This is a genomic window from Bacillus sp. SN1 (assembly GCF_002796895.1).
GTDB lineage: Bacteria > Bacillota > Bacilli > Bacillales > Bacillaceae > Bacillus > Bacillus inaquosorum.
Map to the genome: position 1 here is coordinate 1 of NZ_PHIE01000010.1, position 13551 is coordinate 13551.

The following is a 13551-nucleotide window of genomic DNA, read 5'->3' on the forward strand; positions in this document are numbered from 1 at the left end:
CTTTCATCTCATAATACTGGTTAATAAAGTGCCCTGTTAATTCAAGTCTAAGCCCTTTTATTTTTGTCGAAGTAACAGTACATGAACTTTGTAGTACTCTTTCTTTTTTTATATTTTCAAGAGCTTCTGTATTTGCTTCTATTAAGTGAAACATAAATTCTTTATAGTACATCGGCATATCTTGTTCTTTTATAAATTGCGGATCAATAAATTTTAAAATTTTAATAAAATCATCAACAAAAACTTTTTGTTCTTGTTGATCTAAAACAGACTTATAAATATCTCTATAGTTTGGATATAAAAACAGTTTCATATGATATACAATTAAAAATTGCAAATAAGGCAGAACTATGTCATATTTTTTTATTGAATCGATTAACAAAGTCATGTAACACTCATTTAACAAATATGTGTACCTTTTTTTGTTAAACCATGAACGATCAACTAATGAGTTTTGTTCTTTTCGTTTTCTATAAAAATACTTTCCTTCTGCAACTGCTCCGTATCTTTTTTCTTTCAGCAATAACTGGTTAAAAAAGATAGCGTCTTCCCAAAACTTTATAGATTCATCAAACAAGGCGGTACTATTTAGTATATGTCTTCTGTAAAAAGTGCCGCCAATATAAAAATGAATAGCCTTATAATCGTTGAGAATATTTATAACTCTTGTTCCTTTTTCAAATCTATTATTTAATTTATGTTCGCCTTCTTTTTCACCTGTGTAATAAACAGGTAATACCGCAATATTTACATCTTCGGAATCACAAAAAAAATTATAAACACTTTGCAGCGCATTTTGAGAGAATGCATCGTCAGAATCAAGAAAACCAATGATCTTAGATTTTTCACTTACATTTGATAACCCACAATTTCTTGCAGCAGAAGGTCCGGAATTTTCAATTCTCAAGATTTTAATATTATTAGGATATAGATTTTTAAAGAATTCACAAATTTGAGGACTGCTGTCAACGCTGCCATCATCTATTAATATCAGTTCTATATTTTCCTTAAATCCAATCGACTGGTTAATGACACTCTCTATTGAGGCCCTTAAATAATTCTCAGAATTATATATTGGCATTATGATAGAAAACATGTTAGTACCTCTTTATTTAGAAGTTAAAGGATCGTTTCAATTACTCTTTTAGAAGCCTTGCCATCTTCTAAATTACAAAAAATTTATTATAAAAATCCTCATTGTTATGATCTATATAAGGATTATGTAACAACTCTTTTACTGTTTTTATAAGTTCTTCACTTGTTTGAACCAAGTTGCCTGGCGCTGTTGAAAATTAAAGTAAAAATCTCTGATGAAGTCTCGATAAGCCGGAAGATCATATACAAAAAATACATTGAGTTTTTTTAGATTCATATAATCAAAAAAGACAGAAGAATGATCCGTAATCAATAAATCACTAATTAAATATAAATCTCGAATATCTTTATATAAAGAGAGATCTTTAACAAAATCTTTATATTTTCCCAAATTAAATTTTTCTAAAATTAGATAATGCATTCTTAGAAGAATAACCACAGAGTCCCCAAGCCCTCTTCATTTCCTCTAAAGCAAATTGGAGTTTAAATTTATACTGGCCAACTTTCTTAATTCATTATCCCTCCAAGTTGGTGCATATAAAATAATTTTTTTATCTTCCCCAATTCCTAACTCTTGTTTTATCTTTTTGATTAATGATTCTTTATTTGTAGAATAAAGAATGTCATATCACGGATAACCGTTTCTAAAATTTTTTTTGAAATGTAATACACTTTTAAAAATCTCAGTGGAGTATGCATTTGGGGAAATTAAATAATCCCATTTGCTGGCTTCCTGCAGAAAATTCTGTTTATACTTTTCAGTTGTGGTTCCGTCGTAATTTGCTCGGGAATTGCAGCTAAACTGTTTTCCAGCTGGGCTTTGAAATAAAATTAATTTATTGTTTCTCGGTCTAGAAGAGCAAAAATCTTAAACAGAACTGAATAAGCCCTAACTAATAAACTCCTGCATTTGGTTATAATAAAAGATTTCATCATGAACTCCTTAAAGAGTGAAGATTTATATTTACGCGAACAAGAAAAAAAGAAGCAACTGAATTTATTTCAAGCCTCTTTTAGTTAGTGCGTCTATAAACTAGCCCTGTCTTTTTTGATTTGGGTAGTTTAGATGCCTTCTGTTCTCGGAAGTTAAATGACCTCACAATATTCCTTTAAGAAATCAAATTTTCCCTTTCCAGTCATCGCCGATGACAAATGTATCTATATCGTACTTTTAAATATCTAAAATTTTTTGTTCTCAGTTATTTTCAGGAATCACTTCATTATCAAAATCGATTGTTTCTAAAATGAATTTTCGATGCTCATAAGAATGATGCGACTTTTTTTGTTTTTGAAGATTAAATTCATCAGTAGACAATCCTAAGATTAAGTAATCACCCAGATTTTTTCCTCTTTCCAGCAGCTTCATATGTCCGTAGTGAAATAAATCAAATGTGCCGTACGTTATCACTTTCTTTCTTCATTAGATAACATCACCTTCAAACCGTTTTCAACTGAGAGCACCAGAAAAAACAAAAAACCTTAATAGATTATTTATCATTTCGACACATTTTTTACATACTATTAATAATGAACAATAATAGCATAAGTTCCTATAAAAGTTAAGGCTCTTTAAAAATGTCAATCACAAGCATTTTTTGGTATCACTGTTGTATTGGTGTATATTTTTTACAGGTCTAATATCTTATCTAAACCTATTATAACAAGTTTTCTATTTCGGAAAAATCGATTCTTTTGTCGCGTTTTTAGGTGAAATGATTTTCTTTCTGCTTCGTCATTTATTTTGTACGCCCTCCTCATATTAATTCATCGTCAAAACGTGAAGGAATTGTAATGTGAATGTTAAAAGTTCCTAAAGATTTTTATGGTAAGATAATGTAAAATATTTTGGCTAAAAGACTGACTATACGAATGAGACGTGTTTTTTTAGACATATAGATGAAAAGGAGGATTGATACAATACAAACGAAACCCATTAATCAATTAGATAAAGGAAAAACTGAACTTCTTGAAAAAGTGAAAAAAGCTTCTAACCTGGCTGACATTCACTATATCCGCCAAAAAGAGCCTAAAGGACTCGGACACGCTGTCTGGTGCGCACGCAACTTTATTGGTGACGAGCCGTTTGCGGTTCTGCTTGGAGACGATATTATACAGGCAGAAACACCAGGGTTGCGCCAATTAATGGATGAATACGAAAGAACACTTTCTTCTATTATCGGTGTTCAGTGCCTGAAGATGAAACACACCGCTACGGCATTATCGACCCGCTGACAAGTGAGGGCCGCCGTTACCAGGTGAAAAATTTCGTTGAGAAGCCGCCTAAAGGCACTGCACCTTCTAACCTTGCCATCTTAGGCCGTTACGTATTCACACCTGAGATCTTCATGTACTTAGAGGAGCAGCAGGTTGGCGCCGGCGGTGAAATTCAGCTGACAGACGCCATCCAAAAACTGAATGAAATTCAAAGAGTGTTTGCTTACGATTTTGAAGGCAAGCGTTATGATGTTGGTGAAAAGCTCGGCTTTATCACAACAACTCTTGAGTTTGCGATGCAGGATAAAGAGCTTCGCGAGCAGCTCGTTCCATTTATGGAAGGTTTACTAAACAAAGAAGAAATCTAAACAAAAAGGCTATTGGACATTCATCCAATAGCCTTTTCTTATTTCGACATCAAGGTCAGCGTATGCTCTTCATTATCAACTGCAAAAATCAGATCAGCTGTATTTACAAGAAAACGATTCTTGCTGCTGTCATACAATACATCGCTGTCACTTAAAGATAGTGACGCCGGAGTAACGGGAGAAATGTTATGAAAGATAAGCTCTGATGCTTTATCATTCTCCAGCACATAGCTGATTTTTTCATAATCAAAATCCAACGTTTTTCTGCCGTCAGCTGTATCTCCTTCAGTATATCCATTCAATTTCAATTGAATGCTGCCGCTGCTGTCTCCCAGGAATTTCAGGAAGTATTCATAGGAAGACGCTGCTGTTTGCGGAACATAAGTCGTAAAGGCCGCAGCCTGCAATTCAGCATGTTTCACGTTTGTTGCAACAGCGCTCTGTTTCACAAAATAAGACTTCTCATCAAACTTTATTTTCACTGCTTTTTTGCCTTTTGCAGCTACCGTCACCTCGGTACCGAATGGCAGTGTAACGCCAGCCTCCTGCTTCAAATCTTGATCCTTATAAACAGACGCTTTTTCAGCTGCGATAACCCCTTGCTTATTGACTGCAGTTAAGTGTTCCTCTGCTTTGCCCTTTGCATCGCCATCGTGCTTCTTCACTTCATTTTGCGGAATCGCGCCAAACGAAGCAATTGTACGAAGCGGGGCATTAAAGAACATCGTTCCCGCAGCAAAGACCGTCAGGATAGACAAAATAGCAATTTGAACAGCAGTAGCCAGTGATTTCGGCTGTTTCTTCTTTTTGCGGAAACGGGCAAACGCTTCAGGATCTTCTTTCTTCCGCTCTTCCGTTTGCTCTTTTTTATATGTTTCTTTTTCTTTTTTCGACAGCTTATTAAACCAGTCAATAAACGCTTTGTACTCTTTGACAACAGTTTTTGTCTCATCAAACATACGAAGCTCGCCGTAGTGCATCCAAGCGACGCGGTCACACATCTTTTCAATCTGGCCGATGGAGTGGCTGACAAAGAATATGGTTTTTCCTTGCTTTTTAAACTCATTTATTCTGTCTACACACTTCTGATAAAACGTTTGGTCCCCTACGGAGAGCGCTTCGTCAATAATTAAAATGTCAGGGTCAATATGAACGGAAATCGCGAAACCGAGTCGCGATTTCATACCGCTGGAATAGTTTTTAACCGGCTGATTAATAAAATCGCCAATCTCTGCAAATTCAACGATACTGTCATACATGTCATCAATTTCTTTATTGGTTAACCCCATCATCAAACACTTGAGCCGGACATTGTCCCGGCCCGTCAGTTGATTATTTAAACCGGCAGCAATCGCAATCAGCGACGGCTGGCCGTTCATTTCAATTTCACCGCTGGTCGGCGGAATAATTTTAGCCAGCAGGTTAGACATGGTCGATTTCCCTGACCCATTTATCCCTACAAAGCCGATTGTCTCTCCCTCATACACGTCAAAGGAGACATTCCGCACAGCAAAAAAACCATTATCCTTAGCCGGAAAAAACAATCCTTTAATCTTGTCCGATTGTTTTTTATACAAATGATACTGCTTTGAAACATTTCGAAACGAAACTTTTAGTTTCATCGTACAATCTCCTTACGTATTAAAGAAAGTCAACAAACTTATCTCTGAATTTCATATGCAGGATAGAACCTACTAACAATAAAAGGAATGTCATCAGCCAGAAATACAGTGTGTACTTCATATCTTGGAAAAACCATTGGCCGTCTAAGAAGCTGTTGCGGAACCCATCAATAATGTAGAATAGTGGATTCAGCTTCAGAATAGGCACTAATTCGGGATGGCTATGACCGAGTTTTGCATTAACATCCCAAAAAATTGGCAACAAGAAAAACAAAAGTCTTGTTACGGCCTGCAGCAAAAATTGATAATCCCTAATCAGTACACTGATCGTTGAATTAAACAAACTAAACGAAAACATAAAAGCAATCATACAGATGAAGTAATAAATATATTGTAACCAATGCACACTCGGGAAAACACCATTAACTAGTAGTACAATGATATAAATCACCATCATGATGACATAACTAAATAAGTTAGATGCAATGGCCACCGATGGTAGTGAACTAATCGGAAAGTTCATTTTAGCCACCATATTAATGCGCTTAAATACACTGTTTGAGCCATCAAGTATAGTTGGACTGATGAAAAACCATGGGATTAATCCTGCCAGCATCCAAATAATAAAAGGTACTTCGCCCGCTCCGGTTGTCACAGGACCGCCCTTTCTAATCCCCATACCAAATACGAACCAGTAGGCCAGCATTTGGATAAGCGGATTTAAGAACTGCCATAAGACACCTAAATAATTCATTTGATATTTAGACTTGGTTTCATAAGCCGCCAATCTTAAAATTAAAGGAAATGACGTTATTTGCTCTCTGAGTATTCGCAACAAATCATTCATTTTTTATCTTCCTTAGACTTAATTGTTTTTGGGAATCTTTCTGTTTAAAAATTTGAAAGCACCGCTGATTATTGTAACAGATCCTGCATTTTTTTTCACTTCTCAACAAGTATCTAAAAAGCTGCCGAAATATCGACAGCTACACATTTTATATAATAACCTAAATTATTCAGCTTTAAATACAGTATGAACAACCTTTTCCGATGAACGTCCTGACTCTAAATAGCAAAACTTATCATAAAAAGGACCAAAAGAAACCGGAAGCTTATAACCAGGCGATGAGATCTGTTTGATAGCCTCAATCGTTTCTTCAGTAGTTTTCACTAATGGACCAGGAGCTTCTTTTTCAAAATCAAAGTAGAAACCACGTAACTTATCTCGGTAGGTTTCGATGTCAGGGACAAAGAAAAGCATTGGTCGTTTTAAATTTGCAAAATCAAAGAATACCGAAGAATAATCAGTAATAAGCAAATCAGAGACCATATACAATTCTCGTATATCCTCATAAGCAGAAAAATCAAATGCAAACCCTTCAAAAGGCCCCAAATCAAAATTCTCAGCTACCAGATAATGCATTCTTAAAATCACAATATATTCATTTCCAAGCTCTTGTCTAAGTTGATGCAAATCTAAATCGAGATCGAACTTATAACGCCCTTTTGCATAAAACTGATCATCTCTCCATGTAGGAGCATATAAAATGACCTTTTTATCACTAGGAATATTTAATCTGCTCTTAATTGAAGATATTGTTTCTTCATTATTATCATTGTGAAGGAAATCATTTCTAGGATATCCGGACTCAATCATTGTTTTGTTAAACTGAAACGCCCGTGCAAAGATCTCAGTTGAATATCCATTTGGTGAAATCAAGTAATCCCAGTTAGAAGCTTCTTTGATAAAATTCCTTTTATATTTTTTGGTGTTTGTGCCAGGCATATGGACTTCTTCCATATCCATTGCAAGTCGTTTTAAAGGCGTGCCATGCCATGTTTGTAAATATGTTGTGTGCTTTGGTTTTGGAATCCATAATGGAAGCCTGCTGTTAACAACCCAGTACTCGGCTCTTGCCATAGCAAAAAGCCATTTTATTGAGAGACGACTAATATAAGGAATCCCCTTTTCATCAAATGGCGCTGAATATTGTTTGTTTACACTCCAGTACATTTTATAATCAGGGTGGTTTTCCCGCATATATTCATAAATCGCTCTTGGATTACAACTGTATTGTTTCCCGTTAAAACTTTCAAAAATGATTGTTTTCCTTTTAACAGGCATCCTGCTAGCCATCATGAATAATGATTTGTATGTTTTTGTGATAAACTTATTTCTCATTTTTTTGATCTTTTTTATTTTTGATACAAACTGCTTCTTTTTTCCTTTAACAAAGTATTTAATCCTTGTATTAAGGCTATAGTCGTTTACTCTGATACCTAGAGTCTGTTTTTTCTTTTTCTTAAAGACCTCATAACGAACCGGTGCGTTGTTAGATTTTATAACACTTACTAATCCTTTTAATTTGTTTTTTCGATCTCCTAAAACAAGAGCAGTGCTGTTGAACTGAAACTCCGTTCCGTCCTTGTCAGTGCATACATACTCCATAAAAAGACGATAAGCATAACGTTTTTCATTTGAATAAGGAATTTCTTTCAAAGGCACTTTCACTTCAAAACCATATAATTCCGGAACAAAACCGTCTACTCTCATGTTTTCAAGCCCTTGTGTTTTTCCTTCAAGCTGGATTGGAAACTTTTCCTCAATAGGTGTTTCTCCGCCCTTTTTTAAGATAAGGTTCAAGTCTTTTATACGATACTGATTTTCGGAACTCAGGTAACCAGCATAACCGGTTATGCTTATTTCTTCAGAGTTAATCTCAATTTGATCAAACCTGATGATTTTGGCCTCTCTTTTCACCTTAATAGAAAAGTTGCCTTTATCAGTTGTGTATGGCAAAATTAAAAGTTCTGTAGTTTGATCAACATGAAAGGCGCGCTCAATTGTATCTACTTCGGCAGAAAGACGTTTCAATAATGGTAATTGTTCCTGCTCCGCATCTTCATATTTTTTTCGGAATTCAACATAAAAGTCATATGTTTGTCCCATTTCAATAGGCATAGGAAAACCATGAATATTCACATCAGCTTTATACTCTAATGAGCCAGTGTTTTGAAGCGAAAATTCAGATTCTGTTCCTGAACGTCTCTCTTTTAGCTTTAAAAATAACTGATGATCCCCTAAAAATTGTTGTTCTGAATCAATTGAGATCAACAATTCAAGATTTCCTAAATTGTTTTTCAAGCTTTTCAAAATACATTTAATCACAGTGTTTTCAATCATTACTTTTTTCTGCTCCTCTGTATAAAAGCTCTATCCTCTTTGCTTCCTTTTATTAGTGTCAACGACTAAGGACATTACCCAGCAAAATATCAACTCTCTTTTATTTCCGTGACCCTCCAAGAGAAATTCCCTTTAACTGTTGTGTAGGGCTCTACTCTAAAACCATTATCAGTAACTATATTGTTTCCTGACAACTTTGTTTCTTCACTCGAAAGTCTGCGCATTGTTTTAATGTGACTATTTGCATTGAAAAGAATATAAAAATCAATGACTTGAGTTTTATTAGCTGCTATCTTTTCAATATTCACATCTTTTTTTAGATCAATTATAAAGTGCTGATCACTTTGTAAGTCTGTTGAAATAATTTCAGCCTTATTCTTTCTGTCCAAGCCCACTAAGCTGATTTTAATAAGATCATGATCAAAATTTTCAATATCAATTTCTATTTTGCTTTTATTAGAATCCTCGGTATAAGAACTAATAGATAGTTCTTTTTTTCCAATCTGTTTAGAGAGCTTCTCTCTTTCTGCACGCACCTCAATCATCTGATTTAAAGCAAAAGCCCAATTTTCGATATAGTTGGGTCTTGAATATTTTTCAGCCATTTTAAAGGCTTGTTCTGAAAATTTCTGATGAGTACTTTCATCTTTCATTAAAGAGATAATGGCTTGACCCAACTTTTCTATATTATACTGTTCAATGACATACCCGTTTACTCCGTCAGTAACTAAACTCCTTGCTCCATAATCATAATCATACGTTACGACAGGGCACCCATTGCTCAGCGCCTCCATATTTGAAAGACCGAATCCTTCAAAGTGAGAGGTTGAAATGGTTAGCCAAGCTTTTTGAAACTCTGAGTCAGGGTTATCTGTATAACCTTTCAAAAAGACATTATTCTTCAGTTTGGTATCTTCAATCTCTTTTTTTATTTTTTCAAAATCTTCACCTGATCCGAATATATCAAGTTTTGCTTCAGGAATTTCTTTCACGACTAAGCTAAAAGCTTTTACTGCATGTATTAGATTCTTCATAGATGCAAGTCTTGAAATTATTACAGCTTTGTATTTTTCACTTGGCACATTCAATACATCGGGATTAAGCGGCTTATCAATTGTATGCGGAGTAAAGAAAAACGTCTCTTGTTCCCCTGAAATTAATTTAAAATCTTCTAACTGTTCCTCAGTTATAAAAAAGACAGCATCCAAATTATACATCTGACTAAAAACTTCTTTATAGCGGCCCTTAATCTGATATTTGTTGTTACCGTAATGTTTGTTATGAATGATTGCTCCATAATACGAAGAAGGGGATTTTTTCACTTTGAAAACATGTTTGTCTTGCGGCCTGCTGTCTACTAAAAACAACTTAGGTTTATCATTTTCGTTTTGCAGATGTTCTATCCAATATTGACGCAGTTCCGATTCATCTTTTACTTTTATCTCACCCTCAAGGGAGTACCAAATAATATGAGATAATTGAACATCTTTTGCTTCATTGTTCCATACATAGAGTTTGTCTAAATATACTTGATTTTTTTCATTAATATATTCCTGCAGATACATTTTGTTTAGTTGCACATCAAAATGAGTAATAAGAACTAAATTACCGTTCTTCGTATATTCCTCTCTCTTTATGAGCTGGTTTTTATCGTTCCAATAATCGACATAACGGATCGTCTTCTCATCTCCATAGTAAACTACAGAAATTTCATTGTTCTTATTACCAAACAATCTTGATACAGTTTTTGCAAACTTCCCCATGTCAGCTTGCTTTTTTATCTGGTCAAGACCTATCCTTTCGTCGTATAATCTTTTCCCATTTGTTTTTTCACTTAAAAAATCATCGAATAGATTAATAACACTCGTGAATTTTTTATCAATCTTAGCGTTGTTGTACAATTCGTCAATCTTAGAAGACAACTCTAGATCAAAACGAAACGTTAAGAAAAATGTATTTTGGTTACACTCTTCTCCAAATAATTTAGAACGCAATAATAATGATTTCGTCAGACCGCCATAATTACTTGGCAGACCACCAGAGATAAAATAATAATTCATGTCAGGAATTTGTTTTATATTAGATTCACTCACCGCATGTAAAGACAATTTCTTACTCCCTTTCGGCATCTAGAATATATGATCATTGAGTTTTATATCTACCCGTAAACATTAGCCACAAAAACCAATGTAAGCATCAAAAAGTACTTCTTATTTCAATAAGAAGTACTTTTATTAGATATTAAGCCAATGATATCAGGATCCTAAATTATAAACCAGCGATTTCCTCTTTGATCTTTGTTGTAGAGATGCCTTCAGTTCTCGGAAGGTAAACAACCTCACACTGATCTTTGAGAAAGTCGAATTTACCTTCCCAGTCATCCCCCATAACAAAAACATCAATATTATGATCAATAATATCTTGCTTTTTTTGCTCCCAATTTTTTTCAGGAATTACTTCATCCACATATCGAATCGTTTCTAAAATTAACTTACGGTGCTCATAGCTGTGATAAGCCTTTTTTTGCTTTTGTAAGTTGAATTCATCTGTTGAAATAGCAACAACTAAATAATCACCAAGCTGCTTTGCACGCTCAAGCAATTTAATGTGACCCCAATGCAATAAATCAAAAGTTCCATATGTGATGACTTTCTTCATTTAAAGTAACGCTCCTTCCTAATGTTAAACACTATTAAAAACACTACTGTCGTTAGCGATTGAATTCTAAGAGCCCTGCAATTCTTACAATTGTATTCCTTATATCGACATATTTCTCGTATGTCTTCACTGATCATTAATTATAGCATACCGCCTAAAAAAGGTTAAGTACTCACGCGGAGAAAAACATTCCAAAATATGTAACTCCAATAAAACTCCCTTAACATCAAGGATTGTTATTCATTCGTTCATTCAATTGTAAAATTGGAAACATATTTAAATTTAATGTAAAGATAATGTTAAGCCTTTGTTGAAGATTTATGTTAAAATATAAGTTAGACCGATTTTGTTTTTTAAACACTCTTTTTAACTATATAAATAGATTCTTATAAGGAAGGAGGAGCCAGACATGCAAACAGAGACTATTCATCATATTCCTTATGTTAACAGCAACTTAACATCGTTCATCAATTACCTAGAAAAACATTATATTGATCAGAAGATCGGTGCTGTCATTTCCACTGTCAATCCTGAAATTGCATTTGCAGCCATTAGAGATCAGAACTACTTTGATGTACTATCTTCTTCAAACTTCATTTTGCCTGATGGCATCGGTGTAGTCATGATGTCACGTTTGACTAACAACAGGCTTCAGTCCCGAATAGCAGGGTATGATGTTTTTAAAGAACTTCTAGGTATAGCTGACAAAAAGAAAAAACGTATATTTCTGTACGGTGCGAAGAAAGATGTTATAAAAGATGTTGTATCCAAAATTTCTTCTGAATACCCCAACATTCAAATTGCAGGTTATTCAGACGGTTATGTCCAAGATCGCGCTACAGTCGCAAAACGAATTGCAAAAGCAAACCCAGATATGGTATTCGTAGCATTAGGGTATCCTCATCAAGAGAAATTCATTCATAACTACAGACACTTGTTCCCTAAAGCTGTATCTATAGGTCTGGGAGGAAGCTTTGATGTATTTAGCGGCAATGTCAAAAGGGCCCCTTCCTGGATGATACGTTTAAATTTAGAATGGTTTTATCGTTTAATCTCGAATCCATGGCGATGGAAAAGAATGCTTAGCATACCAAAATATGCTTTAGCAGTTTTAAAAGAAGAAAAAAACAAAAAAACTTTTTATCCAAAGCCTGAAAAAGATCACACAAAACAGATATAAAACGAAAATTTTTATATAAGTGGATTGATAAAAATGAAAATAAGATCATTACTGGCGAATTGCTATTTGTATTTTTTATCGGCAATCGCCTTTTTTCTGCAATGGGTGAAACCTGAAAATAATGTGACCCTCCTTATCTCATTTGAAGCAAATGCAAAAGCGATTTTGGAGGAATATGAACAAGGTCAATACCCATATAACCTTAACATTCTGTATACTCAGCAGGCATCTTCTATTGCTCAGAGGTTCACCAATGTAGATGCGTATTTATTAAAAGAAAAGAATCCAATTCATCTCATTAAAGCTGTATACCTAATGTTTAACAGCAAAGTCGTCATAACAGATAATTACTTTCTATTAACAAGTGTGTTAAACGATCGAAAGAAAACCAAATGTATTCAAGTATGGCACGCAAATGGATCACTTAAAAAATTCGGTTTGGAAGATATCACAAACAAACAACGTGCAAAAACTGATATTAAAAGGTTCAAAAAAGTATACAGCTCGTTTGATTATTTAACTGTTGGCTCAGATGAAATGGCCAATATCTTCAAGAAATCATTCGGAATAAAGGATCATCAACTGTTAAAAATAGGCGTACCTTTAACAGACCCTTATTACCAGGAAAGTAAAAAGATAAAAACAGATAATCTAAAATTAAAAAGCAAAAAAATAATCCTTTATGCACCGACGTTTAGGGATTATGATATGCACTCAATTCAATTGCCATTTACGGAAAAACAATTAATTCATCAATTAAAAGAAGAATATGTTTTATTTGTTAAACTGCATCCCGCAATACAAAACAATATAGCTATCAAATATTCTAGTGATTATATCAAAGATGTTTCTAATTATGCCCTATATGATTTACTTATAGCTGCAGACATTTTAGTCACTGACTATTCTTCTGTTCCCTTTGAATTTTCGATTTTAAATAAACCCATTCTTTTCTATACTTATGATTTACAACTTTATCAAGAGAAGCGGGGATTGGTTGATAATTATCTTTCTATAATACCTGGAAGAGCTTGTTATGATAGTAAATCATTAATAAATGAAATACAAACCCCATTTAATAATTCCAAAATAAAAGATTTTTCCGATAAGTGGAATAAGTATTCCGAAGGAAATTCAAGCAAAAATTTATTGCATTTTGTAGAAAATTTAATAAAGTAATTGTTAACACTTGCCCGAATCGGAACAAGTGTTCTTTTTTTCCTTGACTAC

The 13551-nt window shown here is 34.1% G+C and carries 8 protein-coding genes and 3 pseudogenes; 3 read left to right on the forward strand and 8 right to left on the reverse strand.

The window, feature by feature from the left end:
• The 3 genes and pseudogenes from CVV77_RS21570 to CVV77_RS21580 form a co-directional block, all read right to left on the reverse strand.
• A partial coding sequence (locus CVV77_RS21570) for a glycosyltransferase family 2 protein (RefSeq protein ID WP_100276448.1) occupies window positions 1-1096 on the reverse strand: 1096 nt, incomplete at its 3' end.
• 147 nt (window positions 1097-1243) lie between these two features.
• Window positions 1244-1927 (reverse strand): annotated as a pseudogene (locus CVV77_RS22550) (CDP-glycerol glycerophosphotransferase family protein).
• Window positions 1928-2181: 254 nt separating this feature from the next.
• Window positions 2182-2461, reverse strand: a pseudogene (locus CVV77_RS21580) (nucleotidyl transferase family protein).
• A gap of 569 nt (window positions 2462-3030) precedes the next feature.
• On the opposite strand from CVV77_RS21580, the pseudogene CVV77_RS21585 reads away from it, so the two are divergent.
• Window positions 3031-3677: pseudogene (locus CVV77_RS21585) on the forward strand (UTP--glucose-1-phosphate uridylyltransferase); the annotation flags it as partial.
• A gap of 38 nt (window positions 3678-3715) precedes the next feature.
• Here CVV77_RS21585 and tagH read toward each other — a convergent pair.
• From tagH to tagD, 5 genes are all read right to left on the reverse strand, one after another.
• Entirely contained in the window at window positions 3716-5299 is a 1584-nt protein-coding gene (gene tagH, locus CVV77_RS21590; protein WP_100276449.1) for a teichoic acids export ABC transporter ATP-binding subunit TagH, read from the reverse strand.
• Between the two features lie 19 nt (window positions 5300-5318).
• Complete coding sequence (gene tagG / locus CVV77_RS21595) at window positions 5319-6146, reverse strand: teichoic acids export ABC transporter permease subunit TagG (protein WP_100276450.1); 828 nt, start codon at window positions 6144-6146, stop codon at window positions 5319-5321.
• Between the two features lie 165 nt (window positions 6147-6311).
• Window positions 6312-8483: a teichoic acid poly(glycerol phosphate) polymerase gene (tagF, locus tag CVV77_RS21600; protein ID WP_100276451.1), complete on the reverse strand. Its 2172-nt coding sequence runs from the start codon at window positions 8481-8483 to the stop codon at window positions 6312-6314.
• Between the two features lie 89 nt (window positions 8484-8572).
• Complete coding sequence (locus CVV77_RS21605) at window positions 8573-10591, reverse strand: alpha-glucosyltransferase N-terminal domain-containing protein (protein ID WP_100276452.1); 2019 nt, start codon at window positions 10589-10591, stop codon at window positions 8573-8575.
• A gap of 160 nt (window positions 10592-10751) precedes the next feature.
• Window positions 10752-11141 (reverse strand): glycerol-3-phosphate cytidylyltransferase, encoded by a 390-nt coding sequence (gene tagD / locus CVV77_RS21610; RefSeq protein WP_003227921.1) that lies wholly within the window; start codon window positions 11139-11141, stop codon window positions 10752-10754.
• A 409-nt stretch (window positions 11142-11550) separates the two neighbouring features.
• On the opposite strand from tagD, the gene tagA reads away from it, so the two are divergent.
• On the forward strand, window positions 11551-12321 hold the full coding sequence (gene tagA, locus CVV77_RS21615) for an N-acetylglucosaminyldiphosphoundecaprenol N-acetyl-beta-D- mannosaminyltransferase (RefSeq protein WP_100276453.1): 771 nt from the start codon (window positions 11551-11553) through the stop codon (window positions 12319-12321).
• Between the two features lie 33 nt (window positions 12322-12354).
• Window positions 12355-13500, forward strand: a complete 1146-nt coding sequence (locus tag CVV77_RS21620) for a CDP-glycerol glycerophosphotransferase family protein (protein WP_100276454.1) — start codon at window positions 12355-12357, stop codon at window positions 13498-13500.
• Window positions 13501-13551: the final 51 nt, after the last annotated feature.